Source organism: Leclercia sp. Colony189 (assembly GCF_009740165.1).
Taxonomy (GTDB): Bacteria; Pseudomonadota; Gammaproteobacteria; order Enterobacterales; family Enterobacteriaceae; genus Enterobacter.
In genome coordinates this window covers 3,655,231-3,675,101 of sequence record NZ_CP046557.1, presented here as the reverse complement: position 1 = coordinate 3,675,101, position 19,871 = coordinate 3,655,231, and the positions used below count along the sequence as shown (strand labels likewise).

The 19,871-nt window shown below is 55.4% G+C and carries 25 protein-coding genes and 1 pseudogene; all 26 read left to right on the top strand.

All coding sequences use genetic code 11. From position 1 onward, the window contains the following. The first annotated feature begins 3 nt into the window (after window positions 1–3). The 26 genes and pseudogenes from GNG29_RS17555 to GNG29_RS17430 all read left to right on the top strand — a co-directional run bounded on the left by GNG29_RS17555 (window position 4) and on the right by GNG29_RS17430 (window position 19,870). Window positions 4–222 (top strand): DUF4222 domain-containing protein, encoded by a 219-nt coding sequence (locus tag GNG29_RS17555; RefSeq protein WP_156655108.1) that lies wholly within the window; start codon window positions 4–6, stop codon window positions 220–222. Further along, window positions 176–937: a helix-turn-helix domain-containing protein gene (locus GNG29_RS17550; RefSeq protein WP_156655107.1), complete on the top strand. Its 762-nt coding sequence runs from the start codon at window positions 176–178 to the stop codon at window positions 935–937. Before GNG29_RS17555 ends, GNG29_RS17550 begins: the two co-directional genes overlap by 47 nt. Then, the gene (locus GNG29_RS17545) at window positions 934–1,398 is read left to right on the top strand and encodes a PerC family transcriptional regulator (protein ID WP_156655106.1); all 465 of its coding nucleotides are present in this window, start codon (window positions 934–936) and stop codon (window positions 1,396–1,398) included. Before GNG29_RS17550 ends, GNG29_RS17545 begins: the two co-directional genes overlap by 4 nt. After that, window positions 1,395–2,624 carry a phage N-6-adenine-methyltransferase gene (locus tag GNG29_RS17540; RefSeq protein WP_156655105.1) on the top strand — a complete coding sequence of 410 codons (1,230 nt, stop codon included), beginning with the start codon at window positions 1,395–1,397 and terminating at the stop codon, window positions 2,622–2,624. The genes GNG29_RS17545 and GNG29_RS17540 overlap by 4 nt, the downstream gene beginning before the upstream one ends. Next, window positions 2,621–2,941, top strand: coding sequence for a LexA family transcriptional regulator (locus GNG29_RS17535; RefSeq protein ID WP_231736540.1), 321 nt, complete (start codon window positions 2,621–2,623; stop codon window positions 2,939–2,941). The genes GNG29_RS17540 and GNG29_RS17535 overlap by 4 nt, the downstream gene beginning before the upstream one ends. Next, complete coding sequence (locus GNG29_RS17530) at window positions 2,938–3,324, top strand: RusA family crossover junction endodeoxyribonuclease (RefSeq protein WP_156655104.1); 387 nt, start codon at window positions 2,938–2,940, stop codon at window positions 3,322–3,324. The genes GNG29_RS17535 and GNG29_RS17530 overlap by 4 nt, the downstream gene beginning before the upstream one ends. Window positions 3,325–3,339: 15 nt before the next feature. Further along, window positions 3,340–4,026 carry a phage antirepressor KilAC domain-containing protein gene (locus tag GNG29_RS17525; RefSeq protein ID WP_156655103.1) on the top strand — a complete coding sequence of 229 codons (687 nt, stop codon included), beginning with the start codon at window positions 3,340–3,342 and terminating at the stop codon, window positions 4,024–4,026. After that, on the top strand, window positions 4,023–5,012 hold the full coding sequence (locus GNG29_RS17520) for a DUF968 domain-containing protein (RefSeq protein ID WP_156655102.1): 990 nt from the start codon (window positions 4,023–4,025) through the stop codon (window positions 5,010–5,012). Before GNG29_RS17525 ends, GNG29_RS17520 begins: the two co-directional genes overlap by 4 nt. Before the next feature lie 14 nt (window positions 5,013–5,026). Continuing rightward, window positions 5,027–5,155 (top strand): annotated as a pseudogene (locus GNG29_RS17515) (antiterminator Q family protein); the annotation flags it as partial. 71 nt (window positions 5,156–5,226) lie between these two features. Beyond that, window positions 5,227–6,347, top strand: a protein-coding gene (locus GNG29_RS17510; RefSeq protein ID WP_156653759.1) for an IS3-like element ISSen4 family transposase whose coding sequence is annotated in 2 segments (ribosomal slippage) — window positions 5,227–5,485 and window positions 5,485–6,347 — 1,122 coding nt in all. Because the reading frame shifts where the segments join, the coding sequence is not laid out codon by codon here. 35 nt (window positions 6,348–6,382) lie between these two features. Further along, window positions 6,383–6,688 carry a hypothetical protein gene (locus GNG29_RS17505; RefSeq protein WP_156655101.1) on the top strand — a complete coding sequence of 102 codons (306 nt, stop codon included), beginning with the start codon at window positions 6,383–6,385 and terminating at the stop codon, window positions 6,686–6,688. Window positions 6,689–6,875: 187 nt separating this feature from the next. Continuing rightward, window positions 6,876–7,364, top strand: a complete 489-nt coding sequence (locus tag GNG29_RS17500) for a DUF1441 family protein (protein ID WP_097455171.1) — start codon at window positions 6,876–6,878, stop codon at window positions 7,362–7,364. After that, window positions 7,364–9,466: a phage terminase large subunit family protein gene (locus GNG29_RS17495; RefSeq protein WP_156655100.1), complete on the top strand. Its 2,103-nt coding sequence runs from the start codon at window positions 7,364–7,366 to the stop codon at window positions 9,464–9,466. Before GNG29_RS17500 ends, GNG29_RS17495 begins: the two co-directional genes overlap by 1 nt. After that, window positions 9,463–9,684, top strand: coding sequence for a hypothetical protein (locus tag GNG29_RS17490; RefSeq protein ID WP_156655099.1), 222 nt, complete (start codon window positions 9,463–9,465; stop codon window positions 9,682–9,684). Before GNG29_RS17495 ends, GNG29_RS17490 begins: the two co-directional genes overlap by 4 nt. Continuing rightward, window positions 9,681–11,186, top strand: a complete 1,506-nt coding sequence (locus GNG29_RS17485) for a phage portal protein (RefSeq protein WP_156655098.1) — start codon at window positions 9,681–9,683, stop codon at window positions 11,184–11,186. The genes GNG29_RS17490 and GNG29_RS17485 overlap by 4 nt, the downstream gene beginning before the upstream one ends. Window positions 11,187–11,196: 10 nt before the next feature. Beyond that, the gene (locus GNG29_RS17480; RefSeq protein ID WP_197431859.1) at window positions 11,197–13,128 is read left to right on the top strand and encodes a ClpP-like prohead protease/major capsid protein fusion protein; all 1,932 of its coding nucleotides are present in this window, start codon (window positions 11,197–11,199) and stop codon (window positions 13,126–13,128) included. 80 nt (window positions 13,129–13,208) lie between these two features. Then, complete coding sequence (locus GNG29_RS17475; protein ID WP_156655096.1) at window positions 13,209–13,532, top strand: DUF2190 family protein; 324 nt, start codon at window positions 13,209–13,211, stop codon at window positions 13,530–13,532. Then, the gene (locus GNG29_RS17470; protein ID WP_156655095.1) at window positions 13,525–13,800 is read left to right on the top strand and encodes an ATP-binding protein; all 276 of its coding nucleotides are present in this window, start codon (window positions 13,525–13,527) and stop codon (window positions 13,798–13,800) included. Before GNG29_RS17475 ends, GNG29_RS17470 begins: the two co-directional genes overlap by 8 nt. A gap of 10 nt (window positions 13,801–13,810) precedes the next feature. Further along, a complete protein-coding gene (locus tag GNG29_RS17465) occupies window positions 13,811–14,365 on the top strand; it encodes a phage tail protein (RefSeq protein WP_097455164.1) in 555 nt (184 codons plus the stop codon). Beyond that, entirely contained in the window at window positions 14,362–14,760 is a 399-nt protein-coding gene (gene gpU, locus GNG29_RS17460) for a phage tail terminator protein (protein WP_156655094.1), read from the top strand. The genes GNG29_RS17465 and gpU overlap by 4 nt, the downstream gene beginning before the upstream one ends. 7 nt (window positions 14,761–14,767) lie before the next feature. Then, the gene (locus GNG29_RS17455) at window positions 14,768–15,505 is read left to right on the top strand and encodes a phage tail protein (protein ID WP_156655093.1); all 738 of its coding nucleotides are present in this window, start codon (window positions 14,768–14,770) and stop codon (window positions 15,503–15,505) included. A gap of 41 nt (window positions 15,506–15,546) precedes the next feature. Further along, window positions 15,547–15,957: a phage tail assembly chaperone G gene (gene gpG / locus GNG29_RS17450; protein ID WP_197431820.1), complete on the top strand. Its 411-nt coding sequence runs from the start codon at window positions 15,547–15,549 to the stop codon at window positions 15,955–15,957. A gap of 20 nt (window positions 15,958–15,977) precedes the next feature. Further along, window positions 15,978–16,286, top strand: coding sequence for a phage tail assembly protein T (locus GNG29_RS17445; protein WP_156655091.1), 309 nt, complete (start codon window positions 15,978–15,980; stop codon window positions 16,284–16,286). Next, window positions 16,267–18,771, top strand: a complete 2,505-nt coding sequence (locus tag GNG29_RS17440) for a phage tail tape measure protein (RefSeq protein ID WP_156655090.1) — start codon at window positions 16,267–16,269, stop codon at window positions 18,769–18,771. The genes GNG29_RS17445 and GNG29_RS17440 overlap by 20 nt, the downstream gene beginning before the upstream one ends. Then, window positions 18,771–19,118 carry a phage tail protein gene (locus GNG29_RS17435; protein ID WP_156655089.1) on the top strand — a complete coding sequence of 116 codons (348 nt, stop codon included), beginning with the start codon at window positions 18,771–18,773 and terminating at the stop codon, window positions 19,116–19,118. Before GNG29_RS17440 ends, GNG29_RS17435 begins: the two co-directional genes overlap by 1 nt. Then, on the top strand, window positions 19,115–19,870 hold the full coding sequence (locus GNG29_RS17430; RefSeq protein WP_156655088.1) for a phage minor tail protein L: 756 nt from the start codon (window positions 19,115–19,117) through the stop codon (window positions 19,868–19,870). Before GNG29_RS17435 ends, GNG29_RS17430 begins: the two co-directional genes overlap by 4 nt. Window position 19,871: the final 1 nt, after the last annotated feature.

Genomic DNA, 19,871 nt, shown 5'->3' with positions numbered 1-19,871 from the left:
CTTATGCGCGAACTCGACCGCTGGTTTAAAGACCGCCGGGGGATCCCCGTTCGTGTCATCCGCTGGGAACCAGAAGCGCAGCGCGTTATATACCTGCGTTCTGGCTACCCACACGAGTGCTCAAGTCCACTCCAGGTCTTCAAGAGCGATTTCAGGGAAATTGAGGTAGGTCCAGATGAGCATGGAATTAATGGTCAGAGCCATGAAAGCAAAAGTGGGTAACCCGCTGCGCAAGCTCGTGCTGATCAAACTAGCCGATAACGCCAGTGATCAGGGCGAATGCTGGCCCTCCGTTCCCTATATCGCAGAGCAATGCGAGATATCTGAGCGCTCAGTGCAAAACCATATCAAACAGCTGGTTGTGGATGGTCTGGTATCGGTTGAAGTCCGCAAGGCGGCCACAGGTCTGAACCGAACCAACGTCTACAAACTCAACCTTCCCAGTGGTGCAAATGCTGCACCCTCTGGTGTACGTCCTGCACCGGGTGGTGAATCTCCTGCACCAGGTGGTGAATCTGCTGCACCGGTTAGTGGTGCAGGAGCTGCACCCGGAACCAGTCAGTTCTCTGAACCAGTCAATGAACCAGTCAATGAAAACTTATTTGATCTGGCCTGGGCGTTATATCCAAAGCGGGCAGGTGGTAACTCGAAAAGTGCTGCGCTGAAAGCCTGGGATGCCCGCGTTCGTGAAGGGGTGCCGCCTCTCGTCATGCTGGAGAGTGTGAAGCGCTATGCCGGGTTTGTTGCTCAAACAGGCAAGACCGGTACCGAGTTTGTCAAACAGGCCAAAACCTTCTTCGGCCCTGACATGCACTACGAAGACGACTGGATGGTTCCAGCCAGTTCCGGCATCAAAGAGGATCCGCTTTTTAAATCCAGCTATGTCGGCACCGACTATTCGCAGGGAGCCAAAGGCTTCCGGGTGGTGAACGGATGAACATCGAATCAGAAGTTTTGCAGTACGCGCTGGATAACCCAGGCTGCAGCACCCGGCAGGTTGCCAATGTTCTGACTCATAGCTCGTTTCGCACGATCAGCCGCTGCCTATTCCGTTTTCACAACGAGGGGAAGCTCAAGCGCGAGGTTCATAACGACACGACGATTGTGTATTACCCCTGCGAAGACTTCGTCAAAACAGAAACCGCAGCAACTGCTGCTTCCTACGCAGACACAGTGAAGACCCTGACTAATTTAGAAAATTACGCCATCGAGCTGGAGAGGAAGGGGTTTTACCTGCGTGCCGCCACGGTATGGCTTAAGGCTTTCGACCTGTCTCCAGCGAATAAGGATTGGGAGCGTTACGTCAAACGACGTGCATCATGCCTCAAGCAGGCCAAGAAACGCTGCGTAACAGACGCATGTTTGCTGGCAGGCCATTACATCGGAGAAGAGCAATGACCAATAAATACTGCCGGGACCTGGCCGAACTGCGCAGCCGGCCGTTGCACGAACTGAAGGAAGTCGGCGACCAGTGGCGTACGCCGGATAACATTTTCTGGGGCATCAACTCCATGTTTGGCCCGTTCGTTCTGGACTTGTTTACCGACGGCGAGAACAGCAAATGCGAAGCGTACTACACCGCTGAGGACAACGCGCTGGTGCAGGACTGGTCCGCCCGGGTGTCAGAACTCAACGGCGCCGCTTTCGGGAACCCGCCTTACAGCCGCGCCAGCATGCATGAAGATGATTACATCACCGGTATGCGTTACATCATGCAGCACGCCAGCGCGATGCGTGACAAGGGCGGTCGCTTTGTCTTCCTGTTCAAGGCTGCAACCAGCGAGGTATGGTGGCCTGAAGATGCCGATCACGTTGCGTTTATCCGCGGCCGCATTGGTTTCGATCTGCCGATGTGGTTTGTGCCAAAAAACGAAAAGCAGGTGCCGTCCGGAGCGTTCTTCGCCGGTGCGGTCGTCGTATTCGACAAGACCTGGCGCGGCCAGGCAATGAGCTATATCAGCCGTAAGGATCTGGAAGCGCGAGGGGATGCATTCATGGCGCAGATCCGCCGTGAAGCTGAGCGCCTGATTAAGCATGATGATCCGCATGGGCAACCTCAGCAGCTTATTCCGGAGGCTCTCTCCCCGCAGGAGGAAACGCATGTTCCGGCCAGCCATGTGCTGGTGGATGAAGCTTCACCAGCAGTTGCTGAGCCAGAACTCCCGCTGACCAAGAAAGATATTCTGGAGCAAAGCGGTTTTAACTTCTGGGCGTGTGCATGTGCGGCGTTCGGCGACAAAGAGGAATACACATTCTCCGAATCGCGCTTTGCACACACCTGGGCGTCTGATTCAGTGGCCAGCCCTGAATTCATTGTTGTGCCGCTCGAAACTATCGCACGGGCGGTAGCGCTGATAAGAGAAAATGTTGATCAGCAGCAGCTGATTACCTGGCTGGATCAGCAAAGCTTCGAGCATGACAACATCCGTAAAGACATGCAGGAGCGCCTGCTAATTCTGGCGCCAGAGATGATCAGCGAATATGGATTGGCGTGCGATGAGGTAGCCGCCATCCTCGAAACCATCCCCCGGCATCACTGGAACAATATTCGCTCTCTCAGGATCCGGTTCCGGATGCTGATGGATGAACGCAAAGCCGGGCTGAGTGAGGAGAAAGTAGCGTGAAAACCCTGAGCATGCGCCAGCAGGAGGTCTTGGCTCTGCTGGTCGATTACCAGAAAGAACACGGGTTCCCTCCAACCGTTGCTGAACTGGCCGATTTAATGGGCTGTCGCTCGCATAACTCGGCGCGGGACACTTTGCTCATCCTCCAGCGAAAAGGGGCCATCACGATCACCCCCGGCGTTTCCCGGGGGATCTCTATTACAGGGCAGCAATCTGAAGATGAAGCCATTGCGATAATTCGTGCGCTGCTGATCGGCGATGAAAGGGCGCGGGAGCAGGCGCTTACATTCCTGGAGATCCGCGGGGTCGAGCTATGAAGCTGACCTTGCCATTCCCGCCGAGTGTCAATGCCTACTGGCGATCCCCAAACAGCGGCCCGTTGAAAGGCCGCACTCTCGTTAGCGCCAAGGGGCGGGCATTCCAGAGCGAGGCATGCGCGGCGATCATCGAGCAGCTGCGCCGATTACCGAAGCCCAGCAGTGCGCCGGCGGCGGTGGAGATCGTTCTTTTCCCGCCGGACGCCCGCCGTCGCGACATCGACAACTACAACAAAGCGCTGTTCGACGCGCTGACTCACGCGGGCATCTGGGAGGACGACGGCCAGATTAAGCGAATGCTGGTGGAGTGGGGGCCAGTAACGCAGAAAGGAAAGGTTGAAATCACGATCAGTAAGTACGAACCGGCGGGGGCAGCCGCCTGACAAGTGGAGAATCGCATGAATCAGTTAATCGTGAATGGTGCAGTGACAATGTCCAGCCGGGAAATTGCGGATCTGGTACAGAGCAAACACAGTGACGTTAAACGCTCAGCGGAGCGCCTCGTTGCTGGTGGCGTTTTGACCGCGCCATTGGCGCAGTTCGATTTTGAGCACAATGGCAACGTTTATCAGGAGTACCGGTTCAACAAACGTGATTCGCTGGTCGTGGTCGCCCGGCTGTCGCCAGAGTTTACCGCAGCGGTTGTCGATCGCTGGCAGGAACTGGAGGAGGGGCGGGATATCAGCGTGCCCCGATCTTTACCTGAGGCGCTGCGCCTGGCGGCAGATTTGGCCGAGCAAAAAGAGCAGTTGACGCTCCAGCTTGCAGCTGCCGCACCGAAGGTTGAATTTGTCGATCGCTACTGCAGCGCCAGCGGCTCAATCTCATTCCGCCAGGTAGCGAAACTGCTTAAAGCCAAAGAGACTGAGTTCCGCCTTTTCCTGATCGAGAACGACATCATGTATCGGCTCGGTGGGGCGCTGACGCCGCGGCACCAGCATATCGATGCAGGGCGCTTTGAGGTTAAAACGGGGACTTCGACTACTTCAAACCACGCTTTCAGCCAGGCGCGCTTTACGGCTAAAGGGGTGAGGTGGATCGGCGGATTGTGGGCAGAGCATATCGCTAAAGGGGAGGCTGCGTGAGAGCGTTATTAAGCCCTGTCGTCGTAAAAGAGTTCGGGATCGTGGCTTTTCGGCCCGGTCCTGAGCTTATGCCGCATTTCCAACGTGGCCGCATTCTTCTGGAGAACGAGCCGGAGCGCCTGGCGGGTGTTCCAACCGGGGAGATCCCGGCGGCGCGGCAGCCGCTGGCGGAGGACCCGGCAATGATGCCCGTGTTTGAGCATGCCGATGTGATTAAGCGGGCTGGTGGCCTGTCATGTCTCGAAGCCTGGCTGATGCGGGAATCTGGCTGCCAGTACCGGCACAGCGACTATCACCACCACGAAATGGTCACCATGCGGCATTCGCCCGGCGTACTGCGGCTGTGCTGGGCCTGCGATATCCGGGTGCGCGAGCAATTTACTAACGAACTGGCGGGCATTGCGCGGGAGAACCTGGTAGCCTGGCTACTATCGGTTGTTCGCGGCGGGCTTGGTTTCGATGATTCGCACGCCGTGACTCTGCCAGAACTGTGCTGGTGGTTGACGCTCAACAAGCTGGTGCATGCCATCCCTGAGACGTTGGCGCGTAAGGTCTTGCGTATTCCGGCAGAGAAAATGCAATCGGTGACGCGTGAGGCTGACATTGTGCCGTCGGTACCGCCCACCAGCATTGTAGAGGAGGCGGTTAAAAAGGTGCTGGCGCTGCAGGTGGATCCTGAGACGCCCGAATCCTTCATGTTGAGGCCAAAGCGTCGACGCTGGCAAAACGAGAAATACACCCGCTGGGTAAAGGCGCAGCAGTGCGCATGTTGCCAGAACTCGGCAGACGACCCCCACCACCTGATCGGCCACGGCATGGGTGGCATGGGCACCAAAGCGCATGATTTATTCGTGATACCGCTGTGCAGGGCGCATCACGATGAGTTGCACGCTGACGCTGTGGCATTTGAAGCGAAGTACGGCACGCAGCCGGAGCTGCTGTTGAAAACCTTAGACCGGGCGCTGGCCATCGGTGCACTGGCGTAATTTAGTGGAGAGAGTTGATGCGTGATATTCAGAAGGTCATGGAGTTGTGGGGCGGGTGGGCTGCAAGTGATAGCTCAGGCGTGGATTACTCACCGATAGCTGCTGGATTTAAGGGATTGTTGCCGCAAACGGGCAAGTACCGGTGACCTGCTCCCCGTTGATTAGTACACCCCGATGTTAGTAATGTCTTCATAAGCCACATGAGGACATCCCCATGAAGAAGCGTTTTTCCGACGAACAGATCATCAGTATTCTCCGCGAAGCCGAAGCTGGGGTACCCGCCCGTGAACTCTGCCGCAAGCATGCCATTTCCGATGCCACGTTTTACACCTGGCGTAAGAAGTATGGCGGTATGGAGGTGCCTGAAGTTAAGCGCCTGAAGTCGCTTGAGGAAGAGAACGCCAGACTCAAGAAGCTGCTTGCCGAAGCCATGCTGGATAAAGAGGCGCTTCAGGTGGCTCTTGGGCGAAAGTACTGACGACAGACCAGAAGCGGGAAGCCGTGATGTTGATGTGTGATGCGACCGGTCTGTCGCAACGTCGTGCCTGCAGGCTTACAGGTTTATCCCTGTCGACCTGCCGCTATGAGGCTCACCGTCCGGCTGCTGATGCGCATTTATCAGGGCGCATCACTGAGCTGGCACTGGAGCGCAGGCGTTTTGGCTACCGTCGTATTTGGCAGTTGCTGCGCCGTGAAGGGCTTCATGTTAATCATAAGCGCGTGTACCGGCTTTATCACCTCAGTGGCCTGGGCGTAAAACGCAGAAGACGTCGTAAAGGGCTGGCAACAGAACGTCTGCCGCTGCTCCGTCCGGCGGCGCCCAATCTGACCTGGTCGATGGATTTCGTCATGGACGCACTTTCCACCGGTCGCAGGATCAAGTGTCTTACCTGCGTCGATGATTTCACAAAGGAATGCCTGACGGTCACTGTTGCCTTTGGGATTTCAGGCGTTCAGGTCACGCGTATTCTGGACAGCATTGCACTGTTTCGAGGCTATCCGGCGACGATAAGAACTGACCAGGGGCCGGAGTTCACTTGCCGTGCACTGGATCAATGGGCCTTTGAGCATGGTGTTGAGTTGCGCTTAATCCAGCCGGGCAAGCCAACGCAGAACGGATATATTGAGAGCTTTAACGGACGATTTCGCGATGAATGTTTGAATGAGCACTGGTTCAGCGATATCGTTCATGCCAGGAAAATTATTAATGACTGGCGGCAGGATTATAACGAATGCCGCCCGCACTCCACGCTGAATTATCAGACACCGTCTGAATTTGCAGCGGGCTGGAGAAAGGGTCATTCTGAGAATGAAGATTCCGACGTTACTAACTGAGTGTTGTATCTAATCGTGGGGGCAGGTCACTACCTATGCCTAGTAAATGGAATTTTGTACAAATAAATGCCGCTAGATCCTTATTAGGGCTGGGTGTTGAGGTTCAGGAAAGTAATAGCCATGTTTTGAGTATTCTTGACAAATATAATGAAACTATCGCAGCTTGGAAAAATGTTTCGGACTGTTGGATTATGTGTGATTCTAGTTTTGCTAATACAGATATAACCTCAAAATTTAAAGACCTAGAGAAACTATTTAGTGAATATATCGGAGGGAACAAGGATAAGAACACTATTCAATCGAAACTAAAGGAAATTCTAGATGCAGAATTCATATTCTAAATCTTTTTTATTAAGTAATTACAATCAGTTGGGTCCTCTTTAAGGGGGGCCCACCACGAGGCGGCGGGCACGCGGAAAACGGCTAGTTTTCGTGATCCAGGGTCATCATCATCATGTGTATAACTGTATGATTTTTAACAGTGCCGTTTTGCAATGATGTCGAATCGTTCAAAAAGTGTTCACCATCATGGACCAGGAACTCTCCACCCTGAAGCTGAACATTAATCAGCTGGCAGGGATCACCGGCGTTCATCGCCAGACCGTTGCCGCCAGGCTTAAGCAACTCGAGCCTGCGCTGGGCAGTAATAACAAACTCAAACTCTATCTCATCACCGATGTGCTGACCGAGCTGATGGCGCCCGTCGTCGCGTCCAGCGCCGAAGATATGACGCCCTCGGACAGGCTCGCCCACTGGAAAGCGGAAAACGAGCGGCTCAAATTCGAGCAGGATACCGGCCAGCTAATCCCGGCTGATGAGGTGGCCCGTGAATTTTCTGTCATGGCAAAAGCTGTGGTGCAGGTGCTGGAAACGTTGCCGGACATTCTGGAGCGTGACTGCGCCATGAGCCCCTCGGCTATCAGTCGGGTACAGAGTGTTATTGATGACCTTCGCGACCAGATTGCGCAGCGCGTTCTGGACGCAGAACCGGAGGAGGACGAGCCAGAGGAGGACTGATGGCGAAGCGGGCATCTGCCCGGGGGATCCGCAAGGATATCCCTGGAATACTTCGTGCCCCACGCCGCATGCTGGTGGCCGATGCAGTCAGTAAATTTATGCGCGTGCCAATGGGCGCCGGTAACTCCGTTCCCTGGGATCCGAACCTGGCTCCGTATGTACTTGAGCCAATGAACTGCCTGGCGTCGCGCGAGTATGACGCAGTGGTGTTTGTCGGCCCGGCGCGAACGGGGAAGACTATAGGCCTGATTGACGGGTGGGTGGTTTATAACGTGGTCTGCGACCCGTCTGACATGCTGATTATTCAGATGACAGAGGAAAAGGCCCGCGAGCACTCGAAGAAACGACTGGATCGCACGTTCCGTTGCAGTCCGGAAGTGGCAACCCGCCTGAGCCCCCGCAGGAACGATAACAACGTTTACGACAGGACTTTCAGGGCAGGTAACTATCTCAAAATAGGCTGGCCGTCGGTCAATATCATGTCCTCGTCGGATTACAAGTGCGTCGCCCTTACTGATTACGACCGCTTTCCAGAGGACATAGACGGGGAAGGTGATGCATTCTCTCTGGCCTCCAAACGTACCACCACGTTTATGTCGTCCGGCATGACGCTGGTGGAGAGTTCGCCAGGCCGGGACATCCGCGATACGAAGTGGCGCCGGAGTTCGGCGCATGAAGCCCCGCCGACAACCGGCATTCTGTCCCTGTACAACCGCGGCGACCGCCGCCGCTGGTACTGGCCTTGTCCGCATTGTGGTGAGTATTTCCAGCCTGAGATGACGGCAATGACCGGTTATCGGGAAATCAGCGATCCGGTAAAAGCCAGCGAAGCGGCCTGTATCCATTGCCCTTCCTGTTCCGGGGTGATCACCGCCGGTCAGAAACGCGCCCTGAATATGAAAGGTGTCTGGCTGCGAGAGGATCAGCAGATCGACAGCAGCGGAACAATAACGGGTGCCGGACGGCAGTCACGAATCGCGTCGTTCTGGATGGAAGGCCCGGCAGCTGCATATCAGACATGGGCCCAACTCGTTTACAAACTGCTGACCGCTGAACAGGAGTACGAAGCGACCGGCAGCGAAGAAACGCTGAAGACGGTTATTAACACCGACTGGGGGCTGCCGTATCTCCCGCGTTCCAGCATTGAGCAACGCAAAGGTGATGAACTGCTGCAGCGCGCCGAACCGGTTGAGCGTCGGCGTGTGCCTGCTGGCGTCAACTTCCTGGTGGCGACCGTCGATGTGCAGGGCGGTAAAAACCGGCGATTTGTAGTGCAGGTAGTTGGCTATGGTGCCCACGGCGAGCGTTGGGTGGTTGACCGGTACAACATCATGCAGTCGATGCGCACCACACCTGACGGCGAAAGCTACCATATCGATCCTGCCAGCTACCCGGAGGACTGGGATCTGCTGCGCACCGATGTGCTGGAGAAAACCTGGGCGCTTGATGGCGAACCGGGCAAGCGAATGAGCCTGCTGGCAATGGCCGTCGACTCCGGTGGTGAGGATGGCGTTACCGACAATGCCTATGAGTTCTGGCGGCGCTGTCGCCGTGACGGTCTGCAGCGCAAAGTCTGGCTTTTCAAGGGTGACAGCCAGACCCGGGCGAAGCTGATTACTAAAACCTACCCGGATAACACCGGGCGTTCTACCCGGCGCGCGAAGGCAGCCGGTGATGTCCCTCTCTACCTTCTCCAGACCAACGCACTGAAAGACCGGATCAACAACGCGCTGTGGCGCGATGTGCCGGGGCCGAACTACGTGCATTTCCCTGACTGGCTGGGAGGGTGGTTTTACGACGAACTGACCTATGAGGAGCGATCAGCTGATGGGAAATGGACGAAGCCTGGTAAGGGGGCTAACGAAGCGTTTGACCTTATGGTTTACGCACATGCCCTGGTCATTCTTCATGGTTACGAAAAGATTAAGTGGCCTGATGCCCCTGAGTGGGCGCGCCGGGAGAGTTATCTGGTGGTTGAGCCATCGCCAGATGCGCCTGCAGTGGCACCGGTGCCGGTTGCAAAACCGTCAGTATCAGAGCCTAAGGCTACGAAACCAGCCCGTGAATCGGCATGGTCATCATCATCAGGAGGCTGGGTGTGAATCTCAATAATATTCAGGACATGGTCAGACGCTATACCGAAGCGGAAATGGCGATCCTGCAGGGCAAGTCCATAACGTTTAATGGTCAGCAGATGACCATGGAGAACCTGAGCGAGATACGGAAAGGCCGTCAGGAGTGGGAACGAAAAGAGGCTGCTGCTGTGGCTGCCGCATCCGGCAGGGGTGGCTCCTTTAAACTGGCGAGGTTCCCGCGATGAGTGCACTGGATAATCTGATAGGTGTGTTTTCTCCGGGCTGGAAAGCAGAGCGCCTTAAGTCGCGCCTGATGATCAAGGCATACGAGGCTGTAATTCCTACCCGGACGCACCGGGCAAAACGCGAAAACCGTTCAGCGAATCAGCTGACGCAGTTTGGCGGGCGCTCACTGCGCGAGCAGGCCCGGTGGCTCGACTGTAACCACGATCTGGTGATCGGCATCCTTGATAAGCTCGAAGAGCGCATCGTGGGGGCGAAAGGCATCATCGTTGAGCCACAACCCCTGATGAAAAACGGCGAGATAGCCGCTGGCGTTGCCAAACAGATCCGTGCCAAATGGGCGGAGTGGTCCGTTTCTCCGGATGTTACCGGCCAGTTTACCCGGCCAGTGCTTGAGCGTCTGATGTGTCGGACCTGGTTACGTGATGGAGAAGTGTTCGCGCAGCTGGTCAGTGGTACCGGTAATGGCCTGTCGCCTGTGGCGGAAATTCCTTTCTGGATTGAGGCGCTGGAACCCAACTTTGTGCCGATGGAGCGGACAGAGTCGGGGCAGAAGTTGTGCCAGGGCATTTACCTCAACGACTGGGGCCGTCCGACCAGATACATGGTCTACAAAAACCTTCCGGCAGAAGGTATGCGCCAGGGTGACACAAAGGATATTCAGGCGGAGAACATGCTTCACCTGAAGTTTATGCGGCGCCTGCATCAAATCCGGGGTAATTCACTGCTTGCCGGGGTGCTGATGCGTCTTTCTGCGCTGAAGGAGTACGAGGACGCCGAACTGACCGCTGCCCGCATCGCTGCGGCGCTGGGCATGTTCATCAAGAAAGGTGATGGTCAGTCGTATCCGGAAGACAGCGCGCAGGGCTCCCGGGAACTGAACATTGAGCCCGGCATGCTGTTTGACGATCTCCGTCCCGGTGAAGATATCGGGATGATCAAATCAGACCGACCAAATCCCAACCTCGAAACTTTCCGCAACGGGCAACTCCGTGCGGTGGCCGCCGGTTCGCGCGGTAGCTTCTCAAGTATTGCGCGTAACTACGACGGGACATACAGCGCGCAGCGCCAGGAGCTGGTGGAGTCAACCGAAGGCTACTTCATCCTGCAGGACGCATTCATCGCGGCGATCACCCGGCCGATGTACCGGGCCTGGCTCAAAATGGCGATCGCTTCTGGCGAGATCACGGTCCCGCCAAATGTGGATAAAGCCACGCTTTACAGCGCCGTGTTCTCCGGCCCCGTTATGCCATGGATTGACCCTGTCAAAGAGGCGAACGCCTGGAAAATTCTGCTCCGTGGTGGTGCGGCAACCGAAAGTGAATGGGTGCGCGCCCGCGGTGCAAATCCGGATGATGTGAAACGCCGCCGTAAGGCGGAAATTGATGAAAACCGTAAACAGGGGCTGGTGTTCGATACAGACCCGGCAAACGACAAAGGAGACACCAGTGTCGAGGAAACAAAACCGGGTAAAGAATCGCCCAAAAGCCCAGGCAAAAAATAGCTGGTTCCGTATGCAGGCCAGTTCGGAAAACGAAGCCGAAATCTATATCTACGACGAGATCGGCTACTGGGGGGTAACGGCGAAGCAGTTCGTCGCAAACCTTAAGGCGCTGGGCGACGTCACCCACATCAAATTACATATCAACTCCCCTGGTGGCGATGTCTTTGACGGTATCGCCATTTTTAATGCCCTGAAATTCCACGGCGCGGCGATCACCGTTTATATCGACGGTCTGGCTGCCTCAATGGCATCAGTAATCGCCATGGTAGGAAACCCGGTCATCATGCCGGAAAACACCATGATGATGATCCACAAGCCCTGGGGTTTTGCTGGTGGTGACGCTGATGACATGCGCGACTATGCCGACCTGCTCGACAAAGTGGAGTCGGTGCTGATCCCGGCCTACGCGCAAAAGACGGGCAAAAGCCCCGAAGAAATTGCGGCAATGCTGGAGGATGAAACCTGGATGAACGGCAACGAGTGTGTCGAGCTGGGTTTTGCTGACCAGGTGACACCTTCACTACAGGCAATGGCCTGTATCCATTCGAAACGTATTGAGGAATTTGAAAAGATGCCAAACAGCATTCGTAACATGATCACCCCGCCGCGCAACTCCACCCAGCGCGAACCAGTGAACCAACAGCCGCCAGCTGCTCCTACACTTAATGAGAGCGAAATTCGCGCTCAGGTTCTGGCAGAGCAAAAAGCCCGTATGAATGGCATCGGTGATCTCTTTGCCATGTTCGGCAACAAGCATATGGAACTGCAAAACAAGTGCGTTGCTGATCCGGATTGTTCGGTAGCACAGGCCAAAGACCTGCTGCTGGCTGAGCTGGGTAAAACCGCCACGCCTTCCAACAAAACCACCCAGCCACATATTCACGCCGGGAACGGTAACTTTGTCGGCGACGGGATTCGCCAGGCGCTGATGGCGCGTGCCGGCTATGAAAATGTGGAGCGCGACAACGTCTATAACGGTATGACGCTGCGCGAATACGCCCGCATGTCCCTGACTGAGCGCGGCATCGGGGTGTCCAGTTACAACCCGATGCAGATGGTCGGTTTTGCGCTGACGCACAGCACCTCTGATTTTGGCAATATCCTGCTCGATGTCGCCAACAAGGCACTGTTGCAGGGCTGGGATGAAGCGGCAGAGACCTTTGAGCTTTGGACCAAAAAAGGCCAGCTGTCCGACTTTAAAACGGCGCATCGCGTTGGCATGGGCGGCTTCCCATCGCTGCGTCAGGTGCGAGAGGGGGCGGAGTATAAGTACATCACCACGCAGGATAAGGGTGAAACTATCGCGCTTGCCACTTACGGCGAGATCTTCTCCATCACCCGTCAGGCCATCATCAACGATGATCTGAACCAGCTGACAGACGTTCCGATGAAGATGGGGCGCGCTGCAAAAGCAACAATCGGTGACCTGGTCTATGCCGTGCTGACCGGTAACGGGAAACTGTCAGATGGTAAGGCGCTCTTCCATGCTGACCATGCCAACCTTTCATCTGGCGCCATTAGCGTAGACAGCCTTGATAAGGCACGCCAGAACATGCGCAAGCAGAAAGAGGGTGAGCGTGCGCTGAATATTCGCCCTGCTTATATGTTGGTGCCGGTTGCGCTCGAGACGCTGGCCAACCAGACCATCAAGTCCGCCAGTGTAAAAGGTGCCGACATTAACGCTGGTATCAACAACCCTATCCAGAACTTTGCTGAAGTGATTTCAGAAGCTCGTCTCGATGATGCCGACCCGGCGGCCTGGTATCTGGCTGCTGCACAGGGCACCGATACCATCGAAGTGGCGTACCTCAATGGCATTGATGCCCCGTACATCGACCAGCAGGAAGGTTTCACCACTGACGGTGTTGCGACGAAAGTTCGCATCGATGCTGGTGTGGCGCCGCTGGATTATCGCGGTCTGGCTAAATCATCCGGTAAGTAATCACCCCGACATTGAACCGGCCCGAAAGGGCTTTTTTTATATCTGCAACATGGCCCCGATGGGGGCCATACGGAGAGCGCATGAAGAATTACGTACAGGATGGTCACACTATCGATTTGACCAACTCGGGTTCGGCGGTGATCGCCAGTGGCACGCCTGTTGTCGTGGGTGATGTCCTGGCGATCGCAATCGCTGATATTCCTGTCGGCGAAACCGGCACGGGTTTAACCAGTGGCGTAGTCCAGTTACCGAAACTGGCGGCGGATGATATCGCCCAGGGTAAAACCGTGTACTTCAAAAGCGGGAAAGTGCAGCTGGATGCTACCGGAGCGACACCGGCCGGGAAAGCCTGGCATGCTGCCGGTGCGAACGTTGCCGCTGTACTGGTTAAACTGAATGGCTAACCCCTTCGACGCGATGGTGGCCCGTATGGACGCGGCCACCGTCAATCTGATGTCGGATAAGGTCACGATCAACGGTGTCAGTTTTGATGCTGTTGAAAGCCAGTTTGTCGCAGAAATGGGGCCGCTGGTGGGGGATGGCCTTTCACTGGTGGTGTTCTCCCTGGCAGTGTCGCCACGCAAAGGCGATGCCATTCACTGGAAGGGCCAGGACTACATCGTTACCCGCAAACAGCTGTTCAACGGTAAGCCACAGATCTGGATTGAGTAATGGAGGTTCTATGTCCATTAAAGGGCTCGAACAGGCGATCGCTAACCTGGAAAGCATCAGCAAAACCGCCGTCCCACGGGCATCCTCTCAGGCGGTGAACCGTGTGGCTACCCGGGCGATCTCCCGCAGTACCCGTCAGGTTGCGAAGGATACCCGGGTGCAGCGGAAACTCGTCAATCAGCGTGCCCGCCTGAAGAAAGCCACGGTACGCAAACCGCAGGCCACCATTCGCGTTAACCGGGGCAATCTCCCGGCGATCAAGCTGGGCGTGGCCAGCGTGCGCCTTTCCCGGCGAAAACGTGACAAGGCTGGTGTCCGAAGCGTTCTGGTCATCGGGCGATTTCGCTTCCCGGGCGGATTCATCCAGCAACTCAAAAACGGGCGCTGGCATGTCCTGCGGAGAACCACCAAAAGCCGCTACCCGCTCGAGGTGGTGAGCATTCCTCTGGCGGTCCCGCTGACGGAGGCATTCAAGCAGGAAAGCACCCGCCTGACGGCCACCGATCTTCCAAAAGAGCTCTCTGCGGCCTTACGCAATCAACTGAGGATAATCCTGACCAAATGAAACATCCCCTGATCCGCCTGGCGGTTCTGGATGCGTTGAAAGCTGGCATTACTGACCCTGTAACGTGGTCTGATGGCCGTCCCGCTGTTCTTGAGTCCGAAGATCTCCCGGCTGTCGCCGTTTATATCACTGACGCGCAGTCCACGGAGGAATCCATCGACGAAGATATCTGGCGCGCCACGCTTCATATCGAGGTGTTCCTGAAAGCGAGCGAAACGGATACCGCGCTCGATACCTGGATGGAAAGCAAAATCTATCCCCAGCTCAATGCACTCCCCGGCCTTACCCCCTTAATCGAAACCATGTCTGCTCTGGGCTATGACTATCAGCGAGATGACGAAATGGCGACGTGGGGATCGGCTGATCTCAAATACTCAATTTCATACGTAATGTGAGGTAATCATGCCAACACCAAGCCCGCTTGAACCCGTAAAAGGGGCAGGCACAACGTTCTGGCTCTACACAGGTACAGGCGATCCCTATGCCAATCCGGCCAGCGATACTGACTGGACCCGCACGGCCAAAATCAAAGACCTGACACCAGGTGAACTGACCGCAGAGTCCTATGACGACACCTACCTTGACGATCCGAACGCAGACTGGGCCAACACAGCGCAGGGCGAGAAGTCAGCCGGTGAGGCCAGTTTCACTCTGGCGTGGAAACCGGGTGAATCCGGGCAGCAATCGCTGGTGGACTGGTTCTACAGCGGCGATGTGCGCGCCTACAAAATTAAATACCCGAACGGGACGATCGACGTCTTTAAGGGCTGGGTCAGCAGCCTCGGTAAAACCATCCCGGCGAAGGAGGTCATTACCCGCAGCGTGAAGATCAGTAATAACGGCAAGCCATCGCTGGCAGAAGAAAGCCGTATCCCGGCCGTGTCCGTCACAGGTGTAACGCTCGACAAGTCTATCCTCGCGGTTGCTGTCGGCGCCAAAAACACAATCAATATTACGGTCACGCCTTCCGGTGCTACTGATAAAACCTTCCGTGTAGCCTCGTCTGATCCGGCTAAAGCGACTGTAACCGCCAACGGTAACGTACTGACCGTGACGGGGGCTGCTGCAGGCACTGCTGAAATTATCGTGATGATGAACGATGGTCTGAAAGTCGCGATCTGCACTGTTACCGTTTCCTGACCGGCGGGGCGCTTGCCCCGTCATTTTTAATGGAGCACCCCATGAGTTTTCTGAAATCAGAGCCATTTACTTTTAACGGCAACACTATTGAGTTGTTTGAGCTGTCCGCGCTGCAACGTATCGAGCATTTGCAATACCTGGTGCTGGATGAGAAATCGCTGCCAAAAGACGAAGGGGAAGAGGGTTATCTTCCGTTACGGGTAGCCAGCAATATCCGGCGTGGTGCCCGGCTGATCGCGATGTCACTGTGGCAGGGAGACACCTCAAAGAATGTTGATTCTCTGCACCATGAAGTTCTGTCCGGATGGTCGCCAGCAATGATTGGTGCCGGAGAACACTTCGTTAAAAATCTCTCTGACATGCTGCCTGTACAGGAGCCAGAGCTGACCAGCGGTGAGGAAAACGCAGACCACGCAGCTGTGGATGAGGACGTGAGCGCGGAAAAGCGTTAGCCGGTGAGCTGAGTTTTGTAATGAAACTGGCGCAGGAGTTCCGGCGCCCGGACTGGCGCGCAATGCTTGCCGGCATGTCTTCGACTGAGCTGGCTGAGTGGGGGCGTTTTTATCAGAAGCAGTATTTTGAAAACGATTTGCTGGATGCGCATTTCTCCCGGCTCAGTCACCTGGTTGTGTCTGTGGTGTGCCCGGGAACTGAGCTAACCCCAATTAATTTCAGCCTTCTGAACCCGCCCGAGCCGGAAACCTTACCGATGGATGATGATGTGATGATGTTTGTGGCGGAAAGCCTGGGAGGAGTGCGCTATGGCACAGTCAGTGGGTGATCTGGTCGTTAACCTTGATGTTAATTCGGCCAAATTCACTGAGCAGGTGAATTATGTAAATAAGCAACTCAAAGGCACCGGCCAGGCTGCAAACGACGCTGCTCTTCAGGTCCAGAAATCTTTTACCCGCCAGGAATTAGCCGCAAAAAGAGCGGGTTTATCCGTCGGGCAATACAGCAATGCTATGCGCATGCTTCCTGCACAGTTTACGGATGTTGCCACGCAATTAGCCGGGGGGCAGAACCCCTGGCTGATCCTGCTTCAGCAGGGCGGGCAGGTGAAAGATATGTTTGGCGGGATTCGACCAATGCTGGTTGGCCTTGCCAGCTCAATCTCACCAGTAATGCTGGGTGTCGGCGCGTTAACAGCTGGTACTGCGGCGCTTATGTATTCGTATTATCAGGGTTCAGGTACGCTCTCTGAATTTAATAAAACGCTGACATTGAGCGGTAATACTGCTGGCCTCACAGCTGTTCGCATGCAGACCATTGCAGCTGCCGGAGAGAAAGCGGGGCTTACGTTTAACCAGACCAGCCAGGCACTGACTGCGCTTGTTAATGCAGGCGTTCGCGCGGGTGCTAACTTCGAAGAGCTTGCGATTTCGGTTGCGAAATTCACGGACGCATCCGGTCTGCCGGTCGATAAGGTGGCTGAAGCATTTGGACGCATGGTCAACGATCCGGCGTCAGGGCTGCTGGCGATGGCGCAGCAGTTTCACAATGTCACAGCTGAGCAGGTTGAATATGTTGCCGCTCTGCAGCGCTCAGGAAATGAAGCAGGGGCACTGCAGGCGGCAAACGAAGCAGCAACTGCCGGGTTCAACAAGCAGACTGCCAGCATCCACGAGAACATGGGGACGATTGAATCGGCCGCAGACTCCCTTAAAAATGCGTTCAAATCCATGTGGGATGCGGCACTGGATATTGGCAGGCCGGATACCTCTCAGGAAATGCTGAGCAAGGCAGAAGATGCCTTCAAGCGGGCTGATGAAATCTGGAATTTGCGGAAGGGCGATCGTTATGTCAACGATGAAGCGCGCGCCCGCTTCTGGAACGACCGTGAGACAGCCCGCCTGGCGCTGGATATGGCTCAGCAACAGGCCCGTAATTCTCAACTCGCCCAGGAAAGCGCTACCCGTGAGGCAGGAGTGGAAGCCGATCGCCTCAAATACGCGCAACAAGCCCAGGCGAATTACAGTAAAACGCAGACGGCTCTGGAGAAGTACACCGCTCGCCAGAGCGAGCTGAACAAAGCGTTGAAAGAGGGCAGGATCCTCCAGGCTGATTACAACATCAACCTGGCCGCGGCGAAAAAGGAATATGAGGACTCGCTTAAGAAGCCGACAAAAACCAGGACGCCGGGCGGAACGAAACTTACTGACAATACCAGCGCCCAGACCCTCGAGTTGCAAACCCAGCTGGAGGTATTACGCCAGCACTCTGTAATCAACGACAAGATTAGCCAGCAACGCCAGCAGCTATGGAAAGAGCAGGCCAGATTTACGATTCTCGAGCAGGCCGCCAAAACCCGCAACTTAACTGATGATGAAAAATCCCTCCTCGCCAGCAAGGACAAGGTGCTCGCCCAGGCGGAAATCAATGCCAGACTGGGCGATCAGATTGTCACCCAAGAACGTCTCAATCGCCTGCAGGACACCTCGCAGAAGTATGTCACTCAGATGAGCGAGAAAACGCGGGCGCTGGCAGAAAGTGCGGGTATGAGCAGCCGCCAGACCCAGCGACGCCTTGAGGAGGCGCAGCTGCTACAGGGCTGGAAAAATGCCGGAGGTAATGAGGGCGATCAGCAGTACCAGAACGAACTGAACGCGCTCAGGAATTATTATGGTGAACAGGACGCCCTCCGCCAGAACTGGCAGGCCGGCGCCCAAACGGCCTGGGCTGATTATGTTGACTCAGCTGACGATGCCTACGGGCAGGTGAAATCGCTGGCTGCCGCCACCTTTGATGGTATCAGCCAGAACATGGCCGATATGCTTACGACCGGTAAAGGTAAATGGTCAGATTTCACAAAATCCATTCTGTCGATGATGACGCAGATCCTCATTAAGCAGGCGATGGTTGGTTTGGTTGATTCAGCCTCGACAGCTCTGGGGTTTGCTGCTGGTGGATTTACTGGTTATGGCGGCAAAAATGACCCGGCCGGTGTTGTCCACCGGGGTGAATTTGTCTTCACCAAAGAGGCTACCAGCCGGATCGGCGTAGGAAACCTTTATAGCCTGATGCGGGGATATGCCAGTGGCGGACTTGTCGGAGGTGGCAAAGGCATTGTCACGCCTCTGGGGGTGAGTGTTTACGCCCCTGTGACGGTTACCCCTTCTCAGCAGGGCTCAGAAGCGAGCCAGACAAATAATGGCGCAGCCGCGAGGGCTTACCAGCAGGTAGTAGACCGTTCCATCAGAGAAGGGATCGCCCGGGAAAGCGAACCGGGTGGAATCATCTGGAATCTTAATAATGGGAGGCGCTAATGGCTATCGAAAAATTTCCCTGTTCCATTCAGTCGGCCAGCCAGCCAACCACGAAAAGCAAAGACTCCATCCGGAAAGCCCAGTTTGGTGACGGTTATACCCAGGTCAGTGGATCGGGGATCAATGACGAGACGTTGACCTATGAATATTCCTTTACTGGACCTCCGGAAAAAGGTCTACAGATTTACGCTTTCCTCAGGCGTCACAAGACGAAGTCATTTTCCTTTCAGCCACCGTTCGGAGAACTGGCCCTATGGCGCGTTGAAGCAGACAGCCTGCAGAAAGTAGTGAAGGGGAAAACCGTAATGTATATCTCTGCCACCTTTGAACAGGCCTTTGCTCCATGAGTCTTAATAACGATTATCAGAAGCTGGAACCGGGTAATGAAGTCCGTCTCTTTGAAGTCGATGGTACCGGGTTTGGCGTCTCAGACGTCATGCGCTTTCATTCCCACAATATTGCCCACACTTCCGCGGAAATTGAGGCGGCGGGAGGGGATGAGGCTAAGCTACCCGCCAAATCCATCTGGTGGCAGGGCCAGGAATATAAAGCATGGCCCTGCCAGATCACGGGCATTGAAGCATCCACCAGTGGCGGCAATGCTAAGCCTAAATTCTCGGTAGCTAATCTGGACAGTTCTATTACAGCCCTGTGTCTGGCATACGACGATATGCTGCAGGCAAAAGTGACGATCCATGACACCCTGGCGCACTATCTGGATACGAAAAACTTCCTTGGTGGCAATGCCACGGCCGATCCGACACAGGAAAAGCTGAAGGTTTTCTATATCGATTCAAAGAGCAGTGAAACCAACGAGGTGGTTGAGTTCACACTCTCCAGCCCGATGGATTTGCAGGGGCTGATGATACCTACGCGCCAGCTCCATTCTTTGTGTACTTGGTGCATTCGTAACAAATACCGCACTGGTGATGGCTGTGATTACGGCGGCACGCGCTATTTCGACAAAAACAATAAACCGGTCAGCGATCCTTCTCTGGACGAATGCAACGGCACTCTGTCCGCCTGCAAGCTTCGGTTCGGGGAAAATAACGAGCTTTCCTTCGGCGGGTTTCCGGGTACGTCATTGATTAGGAGTTAGC